Below are 21,959 nucleotides of genomic sequence, written 5' to 3' on the forward strand. Positions count from 1 at the left end.
TATTTCGAATTTCGAATTTCGAATATTCCACCCACTCTCCCCGTCGATCGGGGGTACGGTTGGGAATTCCGAATTCCGAAGTGGGAGGGCGGCAGGGGGGTGTAGAATGCCTGACGCACTGCGGCGATCCATCAGCCGCAATATCGAGAAGGAGAAATCCAATGCCCACGATCGAAACCACACCAGATTTCGTCCAATCCGTATATGACACCACCCGCGACCGCCTCGAGGTCGTCAAGAAACGTCTCGGCCGTCCCATGACCCTCGCGGAAAAGGTGCTCTTCGGTCACCTCGCGGATGCGGACGCGGAACTCGATCGCGGCAAGGCCTACCTCCAGCTCCGCCCTGACCGGGTCGCGATGCAGGACGCGACCGCGCAGATGGCCCTGCTCCAGTTCATGCTATCGGGCAAGGACACGACCGCCGTACCGTCGACCGTCCATTGCGACCACCTGATCCAGGCCCGTTCCGGGGCAGAGGAGGATGTCGAGGCGGCGATCGATCGAAACCGGGAAGTCTACGACTTCCTGCAGTCGGCGTCCGCTCGTTACGGGATCGGTTTCTGGAAGCCCGGCTCCGGCATCATCCATCAGGTGGTGCTCGAGAATTACGCCTTTCCCGGCGGCATGATGATCGGCACCGACTCGCACACTCCCAACGCCGGCGGACTCGGCATGATAGCGGTCGGCGTCGGCGGCGCCGATGCCGTCGACGTGATGGCCGGCTTCAACTGGGAGGTCCTGCAGCCCGAGATCGTCGGCGTCAAGCTGACCGGCAGCCTGAAGGGGTGGGCTTCGCCGAAGGACGTCATCCTCAAGCTGCTCGGTATCCTCACCGTCAAGGGCGGCACCAACCGCATCATCGAGTACTTCGGTCCGGGCACCCAGTCCATCTCGACCACCGGCAAGGGCACCATCACCAACATGGGGGCCGAGCTCGGCGCCACCACCTCCATCTTCCCCTATGACAGCCGGGCCAAGACCTATCTCGACGCCACCCAGCGGGCGCGCATCGCCACCCTTGCCGAGGCCAACAAGGACCTCCTCACGGCGGATCCCGAAGTCGCCGCCGATCCGGACGGCTTCTTCGATCTGGTCATCGAGATCGACCTCGACACCCTCGAGCCGCACATCGTCGGCCCGTTTTCACCCGATCTGGCTCGACCGGTGTCGCAGATGGCGGCGGACGTCCGGGAGCACGGCTACCCGGACACACTCACCGCCGGACTCATCGGATCCTGCACCAACTCGTCCTACGAGGACCTCACCCGCGCCGCCGATGTCGCTCAGCAGGCGCTCGATGCCGGGGCACAGATAAAAACAGCTCTTTGGGTCACCCCTGGCTCGGAGCAGATCGAGGCCACAATCGAGCGCGACGGCCAGATGGCAACGCTCGACCGCCTGGGTGCGAAGGTTCTCGCGAACGCATGCGGCCCGTGTATCGGCCAGTGGCATCGCGAAGACATCGAAGACGGCACGGTGAACTCGATCATCAGCTCGTTCAACCGCAACTTCGCCAAGCGCAACGACGGCAACCCGCAAACGAACTCCTTCCTAACGAGCCCGGAGATCGTCGTCGCCTACGCGCTGGCAGGAAACCTCACTACCAACCCTCTGACCGAAGAGCTGTCGGCCCCGGACGGAGGCACCTATCGACTGCGGGCACCGGCGCCGGCGCCCGAGGTCCCGGAGGACGGTTTCGTCTTCAAGGCCGAGGGATACCTGGCACCGCCCGAGGACCGCGCATCGGTCGAGGTCAAGGTCCGCGAAGGATCCGAACGCCTGGAGCTGCTCGAGCCCTTCCCGGCGTGGGATGGCGAGGACTACGAGAAGATGCCGGTCCTCCTCAAGGCACGCGGCAAATGCACCACCGACCACATCTCTCAGGCCGGGCCGTGGCTCAGATTCCGCGGCCACCTCGACAACATCTCTGACAACCTCTTTCTCGGGGCCATCAATTCGTTCACGGACGACCCCGGCTATGGCGTCGATATTGAAACGGGCGAGACCAAGCAGCTCCCGAAGCTCGCGCGGGACTACAAGGAACGGGGTATCCGCTGGGTGGCGATCGGGGACGAGAACTACGGTGAAGGCTCGTCCCGCGAGCACGCCGCGATGGAACCACGTCACATGGCGGGCACGGCGATCATCGCCCGTTCTTTCGCACGCATCGCCGAAACCAACCTCAAGAAACAGGGCATGCTGCCACTCCGATTCGCCGATCCGGCGGACTACGAGAAGATCCTGGTCGATGACCGCCTCTCGTTGACCGGCCTCTCCGGAATCAGCCCCGGCAAGCCGATTACCGCGGTCCTCCACCATGCCGACGGCACAGAAGAGAGCTTTCTCCTCGAGCACAGCTTGAACGAGGAGCAGGTGGAGTGGTTCAAGGCCGGCAGCGCGCTGAATGTGTTGAGGAATAAGTAGCTATTCGCTTTTAGCCATGAGCTGTTAGCTGTGAGCCTATCGCAGGCGATCACTCGATTGCGTGGGCTTCGATCATCGATAAGATCGGCGAGTGGGATATCGCCAAGACGTCTCGATCAAGCCACCGAGTCAAAGTGAGCTGCTGACGGTTAACAGCCAACGTCGATTTTCTTGGATTGAAGCGAACACGCGAAATCTATGAGGTGCATCACACGCATCGCGTTGACGCAAGTTATTTGTTCTGAGAACATCGAATGATGACCGAGACAAACGTCCGCCAACCCGTCGCGCCGGTTGCAGACCTGGATTTTCTCAGGGTTTTCCTGCCTTACGAGCTGCGCCTGGCCCAGCGGCAGGCCATGGTTTCGAGTTCGAAATCGGCAGACGGCGCGCCCGAATCGTGCCTCGGCATCTACCTTGTGCGGCTCGAGCCCATGTCCGGCGACTGGTTTCCCACCGCGGGCGACGGCGGTCGGCAGATCGGCAGCCACATCCAGCAACTCCTGGCGAACGTCATTCGCGATTCGGACATCCCGGTCCGCTTGAGTGACCAAGAGCACCTCGCAATTCTCCGCGACCTCGACCCGCAGCACACCTACGCCGTCAGCCAGCGGTTCCTGACCTCCGCCTCCGATTCCGACCTTCTCCGCGCGGCGAACCTCCGCACCCGCGTCGGCTATGTCATCTACCCGCTCTCGAGCCAGCCCAACTACCCGCCGTCCCAGTGGGAAAACATCATCGAGCTGACCCGGAGGATGAGCGCCTACGGGGAACCGTCCGGGCGCGCCACCGGGTACGGGCTTGTACGCGGCCCCGACATGGCGGAGACCGGCATTCCGGAGAGCGACCTCATTCCGCTGGCGATTCGCGACCCCGAAGCGCTCGTCGCACCCGGACTCCTGCAGATTCAGCGCATCCATTTGCTCTCGCAAATGGAGTAGAGCGATCCGCCTGGTTTGATTCCAGTCACGACAAACCGTCGAGACGATTCTGCCAAACCCGAAACCGAGGTAACGTCGGCTCCCGCTGGAGTGAAGGGCTTCGTCCGGCACCACGACTCGAAAGCCGAACCGACGAATTGCGAGGGCCGCGAGACGCCATGAGATGGTGCTCGCTCGCGTGCGCCAGATCTCGGTGTATCGCGGCCCGCAGCAGAAGCCCGAAAACGACAGCGGGCAGACGCAGTCTGCAGGCACTGCAGGCGCCGAGCCGACCTCGGGCATCCACCGACAGGAGTGCGCATCATGGAATCGGAGCGACAGCGGAGATTCCGTGTCGCGCCGAGATTGGGCCTGGGGGTGCGATGAGCGACAGGGGCGAGGAGGGATTGATCTTGGGATCATCCCGACGAAGCCGACGAGCGAAGCGCGCACTCCAGGTCCGGAACCGGCGCGAAGGAACGAACAAAGGGGGGTCGGGCAATTGACCGATCCGAGCGTTCGGCATGACGCGAGTCCAGCGCACCTAAGCACGTGACGAGCGACAGGCAGACGTTCCACTCTCGCGCGCCGAAGGCGCGCGACGGTTGAGGTACGAGGGACGATGAGAGCACGCTCTCGTCGGACCGAGTACCGAAGCCGCGTGCCCGCGATCACAGATCGCGGGAAGTGGACCGTCTGCCGCCAATTTCGGGCAATCTCGCACCGGGATCGAACCACGGTATGATCTCGACATGGCCTTCGAACTTGGAGACTGGCTTCCCCAATTTCCGATACGGGAGCACGCGCTGTACCTCGACCACGCGGCAGTCTGCCCGCTGCCGACGCCGGTCGCCCAAGCGATGCGCCAGCGCATCGCCGAGCAGGAGGAAACCGGATACGACAGATACAAGGACTGGCAGAACAACCATTTGAGCTGTCGCCATTTCGGCAGTCAGCTCGCCGGCTGCGCTCCCGACGACATCTCGATCATCCGCAGTACATCCGAGGGGCTTTCGCTGATCGCCGAAGGCCTGGCCTGGAAGAAGGGTGATGAGGTCCTCGTCGGAGTCGAAGAGTTTGCGGCCAACGTCGCGCCGTGGCTCGCACTCGAGCGCCACGGCGTGAAGGTCGTCCGCTTTCCGCAGCCTGACGGCCGCATCAACGTCGAAGTCGTCGAAAAGCACATCGGCGAGAGGACCAGGATGTTGACCGTATCATGGGTCGCTTTCCACACCGGCTGGATCGCTCCGCTGGCCAAGCTCGGTCGTCTCTGCCGGGACGCAGGAGTCCTTCTGGTGGTCGACGCCATCCAGGGGTTGGGTGTGTTGCCGATGGACCTTGGCCCGCTCGGCATCGACGCGATCGTCGCTGACGGCCACAAGTGGCTGCTCGGACCGGAGGGCGCCGGCATCATGGCAACCACACCCGAGCTGCGCGATCGCCTCCAGCCCACGATTTCGGGCTGGAAGAGCGTCATCCTGGCGCCGCACGACTTCTTTTTGCAGCGCCTCGAATACCGATCTGACGGACGACGCTTCGAGGCCGGCGCGAGCAACGATATCGGCGTCGCCGGCCTCGCCGCAGGGCTCGACCTGATCGCCGCCGTCGGGCGTGACAACATCCAGGCGAGGGTAGAAATGCTGTCGCGCGTTCTGACCCGGATTCTCCTCGCCCACGGCTGGGACGTCTACTCCCCGGGAGCCGGCCATCCGATCGCCGGAATCGTCGCCGCTCGCCATCCGGGCGTCAGCCCCGCCGACGCCCGCCGCCGGCTTGCCGAACGCCGGGTGGTGGTCTCGGCACGACAGGGCAACGTGCGCTTCTCCCCCCACTTCTACACCACCCGCGGCGAGCTCGAAGCGTTGGATCGAATCCTCGAAAAAGTGGGCCTCTGACAAATTCGGAATTCGGAATGCCGCACACCCACCCACTCGAATTCCGAATTCCGAATTGGGCGGCTGGGCGGGCGCTAGTCTGCCGCGCAGCGGAAGCCGGTACTCCGGTGGCTATCGGTCGGCTTTCTGCCCGACCGGCGCGACACTCTCTGGCGGGACGGGGGATCGATAAAAGACCCGCCTCGAACCACCCGCCGGCGTTCGTCGGAGGGGCCCGTTTCCTGCTCCCACGGACTCCCGTCCAGCGGTCCTCCCGCCAGAATCGAGTGGTAGACGTCCTCCACCCACTCGGCGGCGTTTCCGATCAGGTCGTGGACTCCCCAGGAGTTGGCCGGAAAGCTGTTGACCGGGGCTTCCGCACCCCACCGGTCGTAGCCACTGGCATCGAGGGCATTGCCGCGATGATTCTCCCAGCGGTCCCCCCACGGGAATCGTGTCTCGCTGCCGGCGCGCGCCGCTCTCTCCCACTCCGCCTCCGACGGGAGTCGCTTGCCGGCCCATTCCGCGTAGTCTCGAGCCTGATACCAGGTCACCCACAAAACCGGATATGACGCTCGGTTCGGGTCATCGAAGGCCTCGGTCCTCGTCGGAGCTGTGCAGTCGCCCGCGTCGACACAGCGGCGATAATCGGCGTTCGTGACCTCCGAACGATCGATCCAGAAACCCTTGACGACTCTGTTACCGGCCGGCAATTCATCGAGGGCGGCCTGCCGATCGCCTTCAGTGGCGCCCATTCGGTATGAGCCCGGCGGCATCCAGACCATCACTCGTCCATCTTTCGGTGAAGTCCGGGTGTCGCCCGCCTCAGGCTCGAGGGATTCCAGGCGACGGCGGATGGTGATGTCGCCGGGAACGATCCTGAGGCCGAGTTCGAAGCACGCTGCGGCGCGCACCCGGTCGCCCTCACGCGCCATCGATTCCCCGCACTCGCGCAATGCTTCGCCGACACGCGCCTCGGTCTCCCGAAGGCGCCGCTCGAAACGCGGGCTCGAGGACACGGCTCTCAGATAGCGCGATCTGAGCACCTCGACGGATTCGACGTCTCCCGCCAGCGCTGCGTCGACCAGTTCTCCTTCGACCCACTCCAGAATATCGAGGGCCACAGAATCCGTCGGATCCCGCCGAAGAAGAAGCGCGGCCTGCAGAACCGCTTCCACGGCACGCCGTTCGAGCATCAGCCAGGTCACGGCACGACGCTCGAGATATCGCCGGTCCTCGGCGCTCAGCTGCACGCCGGCAAGCTCCTGCCCCGGCGTCGACTTCAGCGCAAAAGCACGCTCTGCGACCGATAACAGACGCGCGTCGCTGACCTCGGACGATCGGCTCACGGCACAACGGAAACCCAGGTCGTCGGCGCGGTACTCCTCATCGAACCAGGATCGGGCGGATACCCTCGCCAGATCGATGTCCCGCCTCCAGGAGCCTCCGCGTACGACTCTTCCGATGCCGGATCGCATCGGCGATCCGTCCGCCGGCAGCTCCTTGAAACCGACCTGGTACCGGTCTCCACACCACTCCCAAACGTTCCCCGGCATGTCGAGCAGGCCCCAGCCGGTTTCCGGATACGTCCCCACCGGCAGGGTTCCCCGGTCGATGGCCACCGTGTCGTCCCAGACGTTTGCCAGATCGGCCCTGCGAGCGTTGCCCCAGGGGAATCGCCACCGGGTCTCTTTGCCACGCGCAGCGCGCTCCCATTCAGCCTCAGAGGGCAACCGCCGTCCGACCCAGCGCGCGTAATCGCGGGCTTGGCGCCAGCCGATGCCAACCACCGGGAGCTGTTCGTTGTTGCGATCGCCGAATCCGTGTCCGCCCTGCGGAAGGCCGCAGAATCCGTCATCGACGCACTGGCCATACCGTTCGTTGGTGACCTCGGTCGCCTCGATCCAGAAGCCAGGAAGGTCGATCCAGCGAAAGAAAATCTCGTTTTCTCGACATCGGCGGTCGTTGACGGAGCATCCGATGCGGACTCGTTCGGGCGGCTGGTAGACGAGCTCGGCGCCGTCCAGAGGGGAACGCCATTTCTGCCCGTCGTCAGGTTCGACCGGCGGCAAGATCAACCGTCGAAGCTGCAGAATCGCTGGGCTCGCCGCGTCATATCCGGCCGCCAACGTCCACGCGGTCGCCGCCGCCTCGGGATCCGAGTCCAGTTGCCCGTCACCCCAGGCGGCCAGGGCCGCGGCCGTCCGGCGCTCGAGGTTTCGTACCCTCTCATCGCCGTCTTCGAGCTGCATCACCAGGCTGGAGTAGGTCTCCATCAACACCGCAACGGCGGCCAGACGGCCATTCGTCGCTTCGCGCAGGACCGACGATTCTGCCTCTGCCAACACCGCCTGGGCGGAACGGTCTCCGGGGTCATTCTGAAGGCGGCCGACAGCATCGGGAAGGCCCCCCCAGGGTCCGGCGATCAGCCGGCCGGCGTTAACTGCGAGAATTATTCCTACGAGCAACAGGGAACGGTGACGCATGGTAACTGCAGTATTGTACCGTCGCAGCGGTTACACGAACACGAAAGGCCACGGGTGGCAGCAGGAGTGGTCTCGTTCGCATTTCGGATTTCGGATTTCGAATTTCGAATTTTCCGACCGGCGGCCCGGGGGCGCGAAAGCGATGGATGAAAAGGGGCGGCATGCTGCTGCTCTTTTTCTTTTGTCATTCCGACCGAGGGAGCGTAGCGACCGAGCGGAGGAATCTATGGGCAAGGCGGTAGCGCGCTTCAGCCCAGCCCGCCCCATAGATCCTTCGGCTTCGCACGCCTGCGGCGTGCTTCGCTCAGGATGACATTCTGACTGGGCTCGTCGGACGAGCCCGTCATCTTGTCATTCCGACCGAGGGAGCGCGGCCCCCCTTCTCTCCTTCGCCCCTTCCCCCATTTTCTCTCCATGCGTATGGCGCGCTACACTCGCGGCGTGAATAACCTGCATATCTCACCAGCTGTCTACTGCGGCCGCCGATCCGCCGCTCCCAGCTGTGCTTTCTCATCTCCGGGTGCTCGACGTACCGTCAAGTACGCCTCCGCGCCCGGAGAATCTAAAACCCAGCTGGTTACAGCGTCTCAACGGCCTCGTCACGACACCCGGTGAGATATGCAGGCTGATGACGACACCAGGGAGATTGCGTACTACCGCGAAATCGAGGATTATTTCGCGACCCTGCGCGGAGTGCCGCACGTCCTTTCGCCGAAGGACTTCCAGCTCCTCCGCGAATGGTGGCGTGACGAAATGCCGTTGCCCGTCGTCAGAGCGGCCCTTGCCGAGGTCTTCGCCCGCCGCCGAGACAGGGACGAACCCGATCCGGTCGTCAGCCTCTCCTATTGCCGCCACGCGGTGAAGGCGCACGCCAAAAGAGCGGCCGAAATGCACGTGGGTTCAGCCGACGGCCCGGTTCGACCCGAGGCCCCGGACATTCGACAAGGAGTCGAAACTCTGGCTTCTGATCTCACTGCCGCCGCTGACCGTCTGCGCGCCGACCGCCCGCGTATTGCAGAGCTCATCGACCGTTTCGCTGTCGCCGTCGCCGCCGCAGCCGAACTGCCGCCGGCGATCCTCGAGGAACACCTGTTCGCCCTCGAGTCGACCCTGCTTGCCAACAGCCTCGAAGCGCTTGATGACGAGGCCAGGTCCTCCATCGAAACGCGATCGAGGGCGGACGCCGAATCTACCGCCGCCACGCCGGAGGCGCGCGAAAGGACCTACAGGGCGCTCAGAGATCGCCTGATGCGAGAGGAGCTGGGCCTCCCGAGGCTGGAGCTCGACGGGTGACATCTGAAAACGGAGGCGCTGGAGGACCGATCGACGATTCCGTTTCACTCGAAGCCGAGAAGCTGGTCGGCGGCGGTCGTGCGCTCGCCCATCACGAGGGCTCGACCTGGATGGTTGCCGGCGCCCTTCCCGGTGAACGGATCCGGGCCGTCCCGTTGAAAAAGCGAGCCGGAATCATCGAGGCGTCGGCATGCGCGGTCGAACGGCATCCCCATCCGGCCCGATTGGAGGAACCCTGCCCCCACTCCGGGATCTGCGGAGGCTGTGACTGGCCACACGTGGACCCGACCCTCGGTGCACGGTTGAAGGCCTCCTCCGCGTCGGAGGCCACGCGCGGTTTCCCTGAACTCGGCGAAATGATCGCCGCCGCAAGGGTCACGACCTCGCCCGACAACTACCGCCTGCGCGCACGCCTGCACTGGGATCCCGCACAGCGGAGGCTCGGATTCTACGAGTTTCGCAGCCGCCGGGTGTCCTCGATCACGTCCTGCCGCGTCCTGAGCTCGGGCTTCATGAAGATCCATCCGTTGCTCGAAGCGACGCTTGCGAAATGCTGCCCGGAAGCCATCGACCTGGAGTGGCTCGAAGGCACCGACGACCGAACACCAGTCGCGGCACTGACGCCTTCCAAAGGAGGGCCATCCGGGATCGAGCCTGGTTGGATCCCGGACGAGAACGACCTGGCAGGCTCCGTAGCCGGCTTCCACTCACTCTCGCCCTCCGGCCGGCCGAGCCCCGGCTGGGGAGCGGCCGAGGTCGCGATGAACCTGCCGATCCCGCTCGCGGTTCCGATCGGCGCCTTCTTCCAGGGCAACCGCCACCTCATCGCACCGCTCTTCGAAAAGATCGCCGAGCTGATCGGCAGGGATCCGTCCCCGGTCTTCGATCTCCACGCGGGCGTCGGCTATCTGGCCGCGGCTGCCCTCCATGCCGGCGATCGGGAGATGACCTTGGTCGAGCCCAACCGCATTGCCGCCGAAGCCGCCGGCCGTAATCTCCCCGCCGCCGAGGTGGTCGGCGGCTCGACGGCGGAAGAATTCGCGAAACGGCGGAAGTCATTGCCAAACGACGCGATCGCGATCACGGATCCTCCGCGCAGCGGCCTGACCAAACCGCTGAGGGAGAGGCTGGCTGCGTGGCGGCCGAAAAAGATCCTCATGCTCGGCTGCGATCCGGCGACCTGGGCACGCGACGCCGGTTTCCTCGTAAGCAGCGGCTATCGGGTGAGCGCGCTGGAGCTCTTCGATCTCTTTCCCTCGACCCACCACGTCGAGATCCTCGCCCTTTTGGAGCGTGAGTGACAGACGGTTCGCAGAAGGCGCGCGCCCTGCGCCCGCTCTGGTCACTGGCCACGGGAGCCGCACTGGGCGCTGCCGTCTCGGCCCTGACCTCGGTGGAACCGCCTTCCTGGCTGGCCCCGTCAATCCTCGTCGTCGGCGCGATCATGGGCACGGTTGCCCTCGGCTGGAGGCACCGGGCGCGGCATTGGCTGTTCCTCCTGGCCGGATTCGCTCTTGTCGGCGGCAGGGGTCTCGCCCAAGCCGGGGATATGCTGCAACTCGCACACCTCATAGATGGGGGTGAAACGACGATCCGCGCGACCGTCGTGATCACCGAAGGGTGGTCCGACGCGAGGTGGGGGCGCCGCACCAGAGCGAGGGCCGTGGCGGCGAGCCACGGCGAAGATACGATCGCCCTTCCGAATCGATGCCGGCTCGAGGTTCGGGGCACGGTCGACCCGATGAACCTGCCCCCGCCCGGATCGGAGATCGAGGTTCTGGCGCGCGTCAGAGGTCATTCCGCCAGCCCTCTCCTGGTGGTCTCGTCGCATCACCTGATCCAGCTCACCGGCCGCCGAAGCCCGCTGCCGGCTCTGCGCAACGCTCTCGCTCGACGACTCCTGGTTGCTGCCGGCACCGACCCATCTCGCATTCGTGCCGCCGAAATGGCGGCCGCACTCGCCCTCGGCCGTCGCGATCTCGTTCCGACCACCGTTCGAGACAGGTGGCGCCGTTCCGGTCTCGCACACGTCCTCGCGGTCAGCGGCCTTCACGTCGGCCTGGTAGGAGGCGCGGTCTGGTTGATCCTCGCACTGGCCGGCGCGAGCCCGCGGGCAACCCGTCTCACGGTGCTCGCTATCGTCCCCATTTATGCAGTTCTGGCCGGCGCCGCACCATCCGCGATGCGAGCCGCGTTGATGGTCGTCATATACCTCGGCGCCCGCCTGCTCGGGCGGGCCATCATCCCGATGGCTGCCGTCCTGCTGGCGTTCTCCGCCCTTCTCCTCTCCCAGCCCTCGCTCATCGCCAACGTCGGTTTCCAGCTCACGGTGTTCATCACCGCCGCCCTGGTTCGCTGGGTACCGGCTGTCAGCACGATCCTGCCCGGGCGCCGATGGCTGGCTGGCGCCATTGCCGTGCCGATAGTCGCTCAGACTGCAGCCGCACCGATCGTGGCGTGGCATTTCCGCACCCTGATCCCGGGCGCCGTACTCTCGAATCTCGTCGCCCTCCCGATGCTCGCGCCCACCATCCTCGGTTCGGTGGCGGCGACCGCGATTGCGCAGGTGTGGAGCGGTGCTGCCGGGGTGACACTCGATCTTGTCGGCGCTCTGCTGGTCCTCCTGGATACCGCCGGACGGGTGGCGCGAGCTCACGAAATCGTGACGCCGCCGATGCATGCGGCCGCGGTCGTCGCCTTGACGATCGCCGGATGGATCGCCCTGCAGGCCAACCGCTGGGCACGACTGGGCGTGGTGGCATGGATCTCCGTCCTGGCGATGCTCGGAGCTGTCTGGCACTTCCGTCAGGCCCCGCCGGTACCGGCTGCCGAGCTCCTGCCGGTCACCGATGGAGCCGCAGTCGTGGTTGGTTCGGGCAAGGACGTGATCGTGGCCGATACCGGCCGCTACGTTCGTGAATCGGCAGAGCTGCTCGCGGAGGGCGCGCGACGACATATCGGCGCAGTGCTCGCCTCGCACACCGACGAGGACCACCTCGGAGGGCTGGGGCAGTTGCTCCGCTCGTTCGAGGTCGGAGAGCTGGTCCTTCCCGCGTGGATGCTTTCCGAGCCGCAAACCGTTCCCCTCCTGCGAATCGCTCGCCGGCGCGGCGTCCAGGTACGACCTGTCGCGGCGGGGTCCGCAGTCGCGTTCGGCTCGTTACGAATCGTGGTTCTCTGGCCGCCCGCGCAGAACCCGCCCCGGCACGAGAACGAACGCTCCCTGGTCGCCCGCGTCGCCGTCGACCGGAGGTCCGTCCTCCTGACCGCCGACATCGGCAGCTCGACCGAGCGTCACCTTGCCCGCGCCGGCGATCTGCGGAGCGAGGTGTTGGTCGTGGCCCACCACGGCGGCCGCGGCTCGACCTCCAAGGCCTTTCTCGACGCCGTCAAACCTTCGATAGCTCTGATCCCTGCCGCACCGGGCAACACATATGGCCACCCGACCGCCGAGGTCCTGGAGCGCCTCGCTGGCGCGGGAATCCCGAGTCGATACCCTGCACGTGACGGGTGGTGTGGGGCGAAGCTGGTGAACGGCGAGTGGGTACCATTCCCGTGAAATAGGAATTAGGAGTTAGGAATTAGGAATGTCGCCCAACGTGCCGAAACGCGAAATGCCTGATGAGGTTGGGTGGAAATTCTTCATTCCTAATTCCTAATTCCTCATTCCTCATTCCTCATTCCTCATTCCTCATTCCTAATTCCTAATTCCTAATTCCTCATTCCTAATTCCGAATTGGCTTGCGCGTTCGCCGGTCACCGCCCTACGCTTGGCGCATGGATGACAGGTTGACACCACTTCTGGTCATCATGGGTCCGACGGCGTCAGGCAAGAGCCGTCTCGGTCTCGAGGTGGCCGAGAGGGTCGATGGGGAGATCGTCTCGGCGGACGCGTTTGCGGTTTACCGCGGCATGGACATCGGCACCGACAAGCCGACCGCCGAAGATCGGCGTCGAGTCCGTCACCACCTGGTGGATGTGGCCGAGCCCGGGCACCGTTTCTCGGCCGGCGAGTTCGCCAATGCGGCGGCCGCCGCGATCGCGGACATCACGAATCGCGACCGCACACCAGTCATCGTCGGCGGCACGCATTTCTACATCCGCGCGTTGATCGAGGGACTTTTTCCGGCACCCCCGAGAGAGCCCGCCGACATCGATCACCTGGCCGATCAGTGGGAACGCGACCCCGGCGCCGTTTTCCAGAGGCTCCGGGAGGTCGATCCCGAGGCGGCAGAGCGAATTTCTCCGAACGACCGTCAACGGGTTCTGCGGGCGTTGGAGGTATTCGAGCTCACCGGCGAGACACTCTCGAGTCACTGGCGAAGGCACCAGTGCCCTCGAAGGTACCTCCCGTTGATGGTCGCTCCGGACCGTTCGCGGCAGGATCTATATGCTAGAATCGACGCGCGCGCGGACAGGTTATTTGCGTCCGGTCTGGTAGAGGAGGTGCGGCAGATCCTGGCCACCGGTGTCCCTGTCGACGCTCATGCCCTCAAGGCTATCGGCTACCGCCAGGTGGTGGAGATGTTGCAGGGTGAGTGCGATCTGGAAACGGCCATCGAAAACACCAGGAAATCGAGCCGGAGGTTCGCGAAACGCCAGTTGACATGGTTGCGAGGCATTCCCGAAGGGAACCTCCACTGGGTGCCGCCGGCTGAGCAAGGTGGGGCGACGGCGGTCACTGAACTCTGGAAACAGCACACCGAGGGAAGAAGAACATCATGAACAAACCTTCGAGCGGTACTATCAACATTCAGGATCCATTTTTCTATCAGCTCCGCAAGGATTCCAAGACCGTTCACGTGTATCTTGTCAGCGGCAAACGGCTCACCGGCATCATCCGCCGGTTCGACCGCTACTCGGTGATTCTGGAAAACCACGGACAGGAGCAACTGGTGTACAAGCACTCTATCGCCAGCATCGCTCCGTTGGGCCCGATGCCGGGCAAGACCCAGCCTGAAGAAGACCAGGTCTGAGCAATCGATGGCTGCCACCTTTCCTCTCTTCAAGCGCGCTAAAGTTGTGGGCGTCCTCGCGGCGGCCGTGGCCAGTGCCGGCCTCCTGGCGGGATGCGCCTCCGCCCCGGCCACACCGCCCTCCGCGGCGCGGTACGAGTTCCCGGCCCCGAACACGGGCCCCGGTCGCCCGAGGCTCGAGCAGGCCGACCAGCGGCTGGTGAACGAGGGTTGGAACGCCCTGCTCAGCGGCGACACGGTACGGGCGGAGGCCAACGCCGCCAGGGTCGGGAACGATCCGGCGAGCGATCTCCTGTCGTTGCAGGCGACGCTGGTGGCGAACAGATCCGACGCTTCGCCGGGTCTCGAGAGGCTCACCAGCGATCAACCGGACTATGCGGCCGCATGGCTGACCTTGTCGGTGGCGGCCGAACGGGCCGGCGATGAACGGACCGCGCTGACCGCGGCCAACCGCGGTTCCGAGCTGTGGCCCGAAGATCGATGGATCGAACGGCGGGACGACCTGAAACGTCAATTCGTCGGCGCGAGGATCGAGAAAGCCGGCACGCTCCTCGCATCGGGAGCGGCAGATGCCTCGCTCGATACGCTCGAACCGGCGCTGGAGCTCGAACCGGACAACCGCGATGCCGTCGTATTGAAAGCCCGTGCCCTGATCGAACTCGGCCAACCGGATCGTGCCGAGGCGGCTCTCTCCACCCTGCCCCGGGATTCGGAGACCGTCCGCCTCTCCGGCAAAATTGCCGAACAGCGGGGTGACCTCAACGCCGCCATGAGAATCTACGGCTCTCTTCCGGACGACCCGGAGAGCGTCCTCGCCGCGGTCGCGATCGCCGAACAACAGCGCGACTGGCAGGCTGCGATGCGGTTCTACTCCTACCTGCCCGACGACAACCCGGAGAAAGAGGCCGGTTTGCGCCGGGCCAAGCTTCGCTGGCGCCTTTCGGTGATGCCGGATTACGTGCACGAGGCCATGAACTCGCCGGATCTTTCGCGTGCTCAGCTCGCCGTGATCCTGGTCAGGCTTGCGCCGAAAGTGGAAAGCATGGCCGGTGGGCAGGTACCATTGTTATCGGACATCATGACTTTGCCTTCTCAAGCCGAAATCCTCACCGCGACCAGGCTCGGGCTCGTCGACTGCGACGAGTTGCTGCATCGGTTCCATCCCCACCGGCAGGTGACTGCCCTGGAGGCACGAACGGCGGTGGAGAATCTCGTGCAGCTGCTCGGCGTCGGGGAACCGCGCTGGTGCACCTTTGACAGTGGGACCCGCCCGTGCGTGAAATTCGTTGATCCGGTTTCTGGTTCCAGCGTGGCCAATGTCGTGATGGAACTGGCCGCTCGAGGAGGCAACGGCCAATGACCGAGAACGCGCGGAAGCTGATCAAGCAGTTCGAGCTCTTCTCGGAGCTGACCAATGACGAGCTCGACGAAGTTGCGTCTCTCGCCCAGATCCGTAAAATCCCCGCGGACACCACCATCTTTCACGAGGGCGACGACGCGGATTCGATCTTCGTGGTGGTCAACGGCAGGGTCAAGATCGTCACCACGTCGACCGACGGCAAGGAGTTCATCCTGACCGTCCTCGGCTCCGGACAGGTTTTCGGCGAGATGGGTCTGCTCGAGACCGCTCCGAGATCCGCCTCGGTCATCACGGTCACGGATGTCGAACTGCTGGTCATCAAGCAGGACGACTTCGATCACCTGCTGACCTCGAATCCCCACATCTCACGCAAGCTCATGGCTATCCTCTCCCGGCGCCTCCGTCGCGCGAACTCGAAGATGGAATCGCTCGCATACATGGATGTGGCGGGCCGATTGGCGCGTTATCTACTCGACATGGCTCTCGACCACGGCAATCGCCTCGGCAACGGGTGGGTCGTCGTCCGACGCCCGACCCATTCGGACATCGCCCATTCCATCGGAACCAGCCGGGAGACCGTCTCTCGACTCATCAACGAGTTTGAAGAGGGATTCGGGTTGGTGAACAAAGGGAAGTTCACCTACATCCGAGAAAATTTGTTGGAATAGCAAATTTTCGAATTAGGAATTCTGAATTAGGAAGTAGGAATTCCCCTCCGCCCCCCCATTGGAGTGAACGTCTCGGATGGGTGGCATTCCTAATTCCTAACTGCTAATTCCTATTATTCTTCGCTGGTGTGTAGAATCTTCATTCGGAGGCTGAATGACCGAGGTTGCATTACGCCTGTACAACACCTTGAGTCGTCGTCTCGAGGTCTTCGAGCCGATCGAGTCGGGACGGGTGCGGATGTACACCTGCGGACCGACGGTCTACGACTTCGCACACATCGGCAACCTCCGCACCTTTCTCTTCGAGGACGTCCTCCGGCGCACGCTGAAGCACTTCGGCTACGACGTGACCCAGGTGATGAACCTGACCGACATCGACGACAAGACCATCCGCGAGGCACAGGCCGCGGGCCTCGGCATCCGGGAGTACACGGACCGGTTCATCGAGGCGTTCTTCACTGATCTCGACACGCTTCGCATCGAGCGGGCCGAGCATTACCCGAGGGCGACCGATTACATCCCACAGATGGTGAAGCTCGTGCAACGGCTGGAGGCGAAGGGCCACGCCTATCGCAGTGACGGATCCGTCTACTACAGCATTTCGACCTTCCCGGAGTACGGCAAGCTGTCCGGGATTCGACCCGAGGCGAATCTCGCCGGCGCACGGGTCGACAACGAGGAGTACGAGAAAGAGGACGCCCGCGATTTCGTGCTCTGGAAGGGGTCGCGGGAGGGCGAGCCCTCATGGGACAGCGAGATCGGCCCGGGCAGGCCGGGGTGGCACCTCGAGTGCTCGGTGATGTCGATCGAGCTGCTCGGCGAGGAGTTCGATATCCACACCGGTGGGGTGGACAACATCTTTCCTCACCACGAGAACGAAATCGCCCAGTCGGAAGGCGCGACCGGACGCCCCTTCGCCCATCTCTGGCTGCACGCCGAGCACCTCGTGGTCGAGGGCGAGAAGATGGCCAAGTCGAAGGGGAACTTCTACACTTTGCGCGACCTCCTCGACCGCGGTCATGAACCGGAAGTGATCCGCTATCTCCTCATCTCGGTCCCCTACCGGCAGAAGCTCAACTTCACGATGGACGGGCTCCACGCCGCCGAGCAGGCGATCGATCGCATCCGCAACACCCTGCGCCGGCTCGACAACACCCCCGCCGCCGACGGCACGGGCGACCTCGACGCCGCAGCCGTCATCGACTTTCACGACCAGTTCGAGGGCGCCATCGGCGACGACCTGAACACCGCGCGCGCCCTCGCAGCACTCCACGGCCTCCTCCGCCACGTCAACACCGCCCTCGACGGCGGGGGCGTCTCGGAAGAGATTCGATCGCTCCTCCAGCGGGCGTTCGACGACGCCGACTCGGTGCTCGGGATCTTTCCCGACACCGCCGATGAAACCGACGACGACGATGAGATCCAGCGCCTGGTCGACGAGCGGACGGCGGCCCGCGAGGCGCGCGATTTCGGCCGTGCGGACGAGCTCCGTGACCGCCTCACCGAGATGGGAATCGTCGTCGAGGACACCCCGCACGGGGCGGTGTGGCACAGGAAGAATTAGGAATTAGGAATTAGGAATTAGGAATTTCCACCCACCCGCCCGCGGATTTGGGATTTGGGATTTGGGATTTCGCACCCAACCCCCCCAGGGACGTGAACGCGAAGGATCTGCAGGGGCGCCATATATGGCGCCCTTGATCGTTCAATTGGAATTCATAGATCAAGGGCGGGATATATCCCGCCCCTACAATCCCTTCGCATCCACGCCACCGGAGGCGGAGAGGAATTCCTCATCCCGAATTCGACCTCGTGCGTCTAACGCACGAGGTCGCTCGGTTTGACCAGGTCTGCGCCACGCTTCGACAGCCCCGGGAGGTCTTCGAAGAGCACCTCGACGGTCGTCTTGTCGAGGTGACCGATGGCGATGATCTCACCCTCCATCCGCGACCGGCGAACCGCCTCGGCGAGCTGCTTGCGGATGGCCGCGGGCGATCGCGTGTTGTCGAGAAAAACGTGTCGCCTGTTGGTCGGCACCTTCTGCAGGCGGGCGGCCTCCTCGGCCACCGTTCGAGCCGTCGTTCGCGAGTCGATGAACGCCATGCCACGCGCCTTGAGCTCCTGCATGATCCAGGTCATCGTCTTGAGGTCAGCGGTCACCTTTGATCCCATGTGATTGTTGACACCGACCGCGTGCGGGATGTTGTTGAGGGCGTCATGCACCGCGCTCCTCAGCTCCTGGGAGTTCATCGACATCAGAATCGCACCAGGCCCGGGATTGTCCTCGGGATAGTTGTCCGGCTCCATCGGCAGGTGGAGCCAGATCTCGTGCCCGGCGTCAAAAAGGGCATTTGCCGTCTCCGCGGAATGCGGAAGAAACGGCAGAATCGCGAAACCGACCTCGGCCGGCAGGACAGCCGCGGCCGGGACCAGATCGAGGCTCTGGCCGCCGTCATCGAGCAGAATCGCCAGGCGGCCACGCGCGTCGGGCGCCGGCTCGGGCCTCTTGGTCGGCGTCGGCACAGCGGTCGGTTCGGCCGTCGGAACAGCGGTCGGAAACGCCTCCTTCACCACCAGGTCGAGGTCGAAGGCCTCGACCTCCATACCGACCCGCAGTCGCACGTGTTCAGAGCCCAAATCCTCCGGGCGGGAAAACTCCGCACCTCGCGCGGCAGCCTCGATCTCGAGATCACCGATGAAGCCGTCCCGTGCGGGGCGACTCGGAAAGGAGATATTCCAGGTCCGCACGAAGATCTCTCCGACCTTGCGGATCGGATCGTCGGCCGCAATGTCGGCAGCTGCGACGCCCCGACCCTCGGCCAGCTCCCGCAGGCGGTCTTCGAACGGCACCGCCCCCTTCTCGCCGCGGCCACTACCCAGGAACCAGATCGCGGCGAGGAACGCGACAACCGCAGCCACAACGACTGCCGTCGTTACCCAGGGCTGGATTTCGTTCTTGCTGCTCTTTTTCTTCTTTTTACCGGCTGGCAAGGTGTACCGTCCCACGGCTGAACGAGCTATCGATCCGAATGACCATCGATCACGCGGCCTTCTCGAGGCCCTCGGCAAGGAGCTCGAGCGCACGATCGAGCACCGGGTCATCCTCCGAGTCGGGTTCCGCCGCCTCGACCACCTCGTTCGGTTCGATACCGTTGCCGCTGATGGTCTCGTCGTCCGGTCGCAGCCACAGGCCGACCGGCATCCACACGGCCACGTCGCCATCGCGAACGAGGCTCATGTACGGCGCGTTTCCCAGGGTGCGGCTTCCAACCACGATCGCCCCGCCGCCTTGCAGCGCGCCGGCCAGGATCTCGCCCACACCTTCGGTCTGCTGGCTGACGAGGACCATCGGCGGTGCGTCCAGTGCCGCTGCCTCATCGGCCTCGTACAGCCGCGATCCGGCCCGTCTCCCCTTCCACTCGCCGAGTCTTCCGGCGCGCAGGAAGGAATCGGCCAGCTCGATCGTCGCCGCTTCGAGCCCCCAGTGGAGCTCCCGCAGGTCGAGGATCACGAGGCCGTCATCCGGAATCAGCTCCGCCACGGTTGCCACTGCATCGATCGGTACCGCATCGACCCGGATGATCGTGACGTCGTCACGCTCCTCGGCGGTTGCCGCTCGCAGCTTCCACTCGGCCGGCTCCAGCACCACCTCTCGTCTCTCGTCAACCTCCCGATCGAAGACCGTCAGCTTCACCGGGGTGCCGTTTCTCTCGCGGTCCATCAATTCGAGCCGGATCTGCCACAACGGTCGTCCGCGGCTGTTGACCCCGTCGACCAGCTCGATGACCTCCCAGATCTGGAGACCGGCCGCCTCCGCCGGTGAACCTGGAAAGACAAAGCGAACCGCGGCGGACCCGAGCCTCGACGAGAGCCCCAGACCGAAGGGTGGAGGCGATTCGACCAGCTCCAGATAATCTCCGATCCGCTCGACCGGGAGAACCGCTGCCGATTGGTTCAGGGACTCGACGAGACCCGCGTCGAGCGACAGGGACAACGCCTCCTGGTTGAGCTCGTTCACGTACTCGGTCTCCACCAGATGCACAACCTCGGCGAGGTTGCCGAGCGCCCGGAAGAGCACGTCCTGATTCGACCGGTTGGCCAGCAGGACGCCGGTGAAGAGCATCACCACAACCAGCGAGATTGACAGGAAGATGATGCGAACTCGTTTCATGTTCAGGAGGATCCCCCCTTCAGCTGGAGCCACCGCCTCGGGTCCTCCGGCTTTTCTGCAACACGGAATTCGAGGTAGATATTGCCACCTTCCTTGGGTGGCGACGCAAGGCCGAGGCGCATCCCCATCGTCACGGATTGATCGACGCGCACGTGGATTGTACCAAGGCCGGCGACCAGCGAATACACGCCGTTCCCATGGTCGAGAACGACCATGTTCCCGTAACCCTTGAAATGACGGGCAAATGCGACAACTCCCGGGAAAACCGCGTTGACCGGCGACGAGCTCGGGGCGTTGAACCGGACACCGTTGCACATCGTGTAGGCGGAATACTGAGCCAGCTTCTGGCGGCCGAAACCCTGGACAATCGGGCCATCCACCGGCCACGGAAGGGCGCCGCGGTAGGCACGGATGTCCTCGTTCCCGGTAAACCGCTGCCGAGAGGCGAGCACGCCGACCAGGCGCTCGAGGGAGGCCTCTCGCTCGCGCAGATCCGCGAGCGAGGCGCCGGTCCGCGCACGGCTGCGTTCGAGGCTCGCGAGATGGTTCGCGACACGAGACCGGACGTCTTCCAGGTGTTGACGTCGCTCCTCGAGATCCCGCGCCTCCTCATGCGCCTGATCGAGGGTCCGGCTCAGCTCCGCCAGCCGGACCGTGTGCTGCATCCGGATTTCCCGGTACTCATCGAAGAGACGGGCCTGGCCCGCGGTCAGAACCGACACGGTTCCGATGGCCTCTTCCAGGACACCTCCCCGGTAGGCGTCGATGAAGAGCTGGAGAGGACCGGGTCTGCCGAGCAACATCATCACCTCGAGGTGGCGATCGAGGACCTGCTTCCTCCGGTCGAGATCGGCTGCGAGGGTCTCCGCTTCCATCCGGAGCCGTTCCACCTCACCACCGCTGCGCTCGAGGAGCAGCTCCACCTCATGCACTCGAGCGTCCGCAAGCTCCAACTCGGCGTCCAGCTTCTGCCGCTCCTGTTCGGCGGTCCTCGCCTTGGCCGCAAGGTCGTCGAGGTTTGCCTGGAGCCGACCTATGCGCTGGCGAACCACCGCCAGCTGGTCATCCGTCGGGCTCGCGGCACCCAGGTACGACGGGGCGGGGAAAGCCAGACAGGCGCAGACGAAAAGAGCTCGAGTGAGCCATCTCATGCATGGCATTGTACTATAAATAAAGGAATTACACAGTTACCGCCCACCCACCCACCCCGCATTTCGAATTTCGAACTTCGGATTTCGAAATTCCCGGCCACCCTCCCGGTGTACACGCAGGGTGGAGGGGAATCGAGCATCGAGAATCTAGAAATCTACTGTGTCATCCCGAGCGACGCGCCGAAAGCCTTCCCTTTGTGTCATCCCGAGCGAGCGAAGCGAGCCGAGGGATCTATGGACAATGCAGGACCGCGCTTCTGCCATGCCCACAGAACCTGCCCTGAGCGAGCGAAGCGAGTCGAACGGGTTCCTCCGCTCGCTCACGGTGTTCGCTCGGTCGGAATGACAAAAGGTGGGAGTGCTCTGTTCCCTCGGTCGGATTGCAAGCGCGGAGAGGGTAGGCGGGAAGTCCGAATTCCCAGAGGCGTGGCCGGTTGGGTGGGCAGCATTCCTAATTCCTAATTCCTAATTCCTAATTCCTAATTCCTCATTCCTAATTCCTCATTCCTCATTCCTCATTCCTAATTCCTCATTCCTAATTCCTCATTCCTAATTCCTCATTCCTAATTCCTCATTCCTCATTCCTCATTCCTAATTCCTCACTCCTAATTCCTCACTCCTAATTCGGGCGGGT

15 protein-coding genes are annotated in these 21,959 nt (G+C 64.1%); 11 read left to right on the forward strand and 4 right to left on the reverse strand.

Annotation, left to right across the window (positions count from 1 at the left end):
• Positions 1–161: 161 nt before the first annotated feature.
• From LJE93_09630 to LJE93_09640, 3 genes are all read left to right on the forward strand, one after another.
• The gene (locus LJE93_09630) at positions 162–2,426 is read left to right on the forward strand and encodes an aconitate hydratase (protein ID MCG6949157.1); all 2,265 of its coding nucleotides are present in this window, start codon (positions 162–164) and stop codon (positions 2,424–2,426) included.
• Positions 2,427–2,683: 257 nt separating this feature from the next.
• The gene (locus LJE93_09635; GenBank protein ID MCG6949158.1) at positions 2,684–3,367 is read left to right on the forward strand and encodes a hypothetical protein; all 684 of its coding nucleotides are present in this window, start codon (positions 2,684–2,686) and stop codon (positions 3,365–3,367) included.
• Between the two features lie 731 nt (positions 3,368–4,098).
• Positions 4,099–5,241, forward strand: coding sequence for an aminotransferase class V-fold PLP-dependent enzyme (locus tag LJE93_09640; protein ID MCG6949159.1), 1,143 nt, complete (start codon positions 4,099–4,101; stop codon positions 5,239–5,241).
• 74 nt (positions 5,242–5,315) lie between these two features.
• Here the strand turns inward: LJE93_09640 and LJE93_09645 are convergent, their stop codons facing one another.
• Positions 5,316–7,706 carry a formylglycine-generating enzyme family protein gene (locus LJE93_09645; GenBank protein MCG6949160.1) on the reverse strand — a complete coding sequence of 797 codons (2,391 nt, stop codon included), beginning with the start codon at positions 7,704–7,706 and terminating at the stop codon, positions 5,316–5,318.
• Positions 7,707–8,324: 618 nt separating this feature from the next.
• On the opposite strand from LJE93_09645, the gene LJE93_09650 reads away from it, so the two are divergent.
• From LJE93_09650 to cysS, 8 genes are all read left to right on the forward strand, one after another.
• Positions 8,325–8,999 carry a hypothetical protein gene (locus LJE93_09650; GenBank protein ID MCG6949161.1) on the forward strand — a complete coding sequence of 225 codons (675 nt, stop codon included), beginning with the start codon at positions 8,325–8,327 and terminating at the stop codon, positions 8,997–8,999.
• Positions 8,996–10,300, forward strand: coding sequence for a hypothetical protein (locus LJE93_09655; GenBank protein ID MCG6949162.1), 1,305 nt, complete (start codon positions 8,996–8,998; stop codon positions 10,298–10,300). Before LJE93_09650 ends, LJE93_09655 begins: the two co-directional genes overlap by 4 nt.
• Positions 10,297–12,558: a DNA internalization-related competence protein ComEC/Rec2 gene (locus LJE93_09660; protein ID MCG6949163.1), complete on the forward strand. Its 2,262-nt coding sequence runs from the start codon at positions 10,297–10,299 to the stop codon at positions 12,556–12,558. Before LJE93_09655 ends, LJE93_09660 begins: the two co-directional genes overlap by 4 nt.
• Positions 12,559–12,776: 218 nt before the next feature.
• Entirely contained in the window at positions 12,777–13,724 is a 948-nt protein-coding gene (gene miaA, locus LJE93_09665) for a tRNA (adenosine(37)-N6)-dimethylallyltransferase MiaA (protein MCG6949164.1), read from the forward strand.
• Complete coding sequence (gene hfq / locus LJE93_09670) at positions 13,721–13,975, forward strand: RNA chaperone Hfq (protein MCG6949165.1); 255 nt, start codon at positions 13,721–13,723, stop codon at positions 13,973–13,975. Before miaA ends, hfq begins: the two co-directional genes overlap by 4 nt.
• Before the next feature lie 7 nt (positions 13,976–13,982).
• The gene (locus LJE93_09675) at positions 13,983–15,335 is read left to right on the forward strand and encodes a tetratricopeptide repeat protein (GenBank protein ID MCG6949166.1); all 1,353 of its coding nucleotides are present in this window, start codon (positions 13,983–13,985) and stop codon (positions 15,333–15,335) included.
• Entirely contained in the window at positions 15,332–16,003 is a 672-nt protein-coding gene (locus LJE93_09680) for a Crp/Fnr family transcriptional regulator (GenBank protein MCG6949167.1), read from the forward strand. The genes LJE93_09675 and LJE93_09680 overlap by 4 nt, the downstream gene beginning before the upstream one ends.
• Positions 16,004–16,157: 154 nt before the next feature.
• Positions 16,158–17,567 carry a cysteine--tRNA ligase gene (cysS, locus tag LJE93_09685; protein MCG6949168.1) on the forward strand — a complete coding sequence of 470 codons (1,410 nt, stop codon included), beginning with the start codon at positions 16,158–16,160 and terminating at the stop codon, positions 17,565–17,567.
• Positions 17,568–17,821: 254 nt separating this feature from the next.
• Here cysS and LJE93_09690 read toward each other — a convergent pair whose 3' ends face one another.
• From LJE93_09690 to LJE93_09700, 3 genes are read right to left on the reverse strand one after another with little or no spacing between them, the layout of a single operon-like run.
• Positions 17,822–18,994: a divergent polysaccharide deacetylase family protein gene (locus LJE93_09690; GenBank protein MCG6949169.1), complete on the reverse strand. Its 1,173-nt coding sequence runs from the start codon at positions 18,992–18,994 to the stop codon at positions 17,822–17,824.
• Positions 18,995–19,043: 49 nt separating this feature from the next.
• Positions 19,044–20,174 (reverse strand): hypothetical protein, encoded by a 1,131-nt coding sequence (locus LJE93_09695; GenBank protein ID MCG6949170.1) that lies wholly within the window; start codon positions 20,172–20,174, stop codon positions 19,044–19,046.
• 2 nt (positions 20,175–20,176) lie between these two features.
• A complete protein-coding gene (locus LJE93_09700; protein MCG6949171.1) occupies positions 20,177–21,325 on the reverse strand; it encodes a peptidoglycan DD-metalloendopeptidase family protein in 1,149 nt (382 codons plus the stop codon).
• Positions 21,326–21,959 lie beyond the last annotated feature (634 nt).

It is taken from the genome of Acidobacteriota bacterium (assembly GCA_022340665.1).
Lineage (GTDB): Bacteria > Acidobacteriota > Thermoanaerobaculia > Thermoanaerobaculales > Sulfomarinibacteraceae > Sulfomarinibacter.

Bases quoted from the DNA above. Each gene is read 5' to 3' on its own strand.
- LJE93_09700 (MCG6949171.1), bottom strand. From the start codon at position 21,325: ATGAGATGGCTCACTCGAGCTCTTTTCGTCTGCGCCTGTCTGGCTTTC.
- LJE93_09680 (MCG6949167.1), top strand. From the start codon at position 15,332: ATGACCGAGAACGCGCGGAAGCTGATCAAGCAGTTCGAGCTCTTCTCG.
- LJE93_09645 (MCG6949160.1), bottom strand. From the start codon at position 7,706: ATGCGTCACCGTTCCCTGTTGCTCGTAGGAATAATTCTCGCAGTTAAC.
- hfq (MCG6949165.1), top strand. From the start codon at position 13,721: ATGAACAAACCTTCGAGCGGTACTATCAACATTCAGGATCCATTTTTC.
- LJE93_09640 (MCG6949159.1), top strand. From the start codon at position 4,099: ATGGCCTTCGAACTTGGAGACTGGCTTCCCCAATTTCCGATACGGGAG.
- LJE93_09630 (MCG6949157.1), top strand. From the start codon at position 162: ATGCCCACGATCGAAACCACACCAGATTTCGTCCAATCCGTATATGAC.
- miaA (MCG6949164.1), top strand. From the start codon at position 12,777: ATGGATGACAGGTTGACACCACTTCTGGTCATCATGGGTCCGACGGCG.
- LJE93_09675 (MCG6949166.1), top strand. From the start codon at position 13,983: ATGGCTGCCACCTTTCCTCTCTTCAAGCGCGCTAAAGTTGTGGGCGTC.
- LJE93_09635 (MCG6949158.1), top strand. From the start codon at position 2,684: ATGACCGAGACAAACGTCCGCCAACCCGTCGCGCCGGTTGCAGACCTG.
- cysS (MCG6949168.1), top strand. From the start codon at position 16,158: ATGACCGAGGTTGCATTACGCCTGTACAACACCTTGAGTCGTCGTCTC.
- LJE93_09650 (MCG6949161.1), top strand. From the start codon at position 8,325: ATGCAGGCTGATGACGACACCAGGGAGATTGCGTACTACCGCGAAATC.
- LJE93_09695 (MCG6949170.1), bottom strand. From the start codon at position 20,174: ATGAAACGAGTTCGCATCATCTTCCTGTCAATCTCGCTGGTTGTGGTG.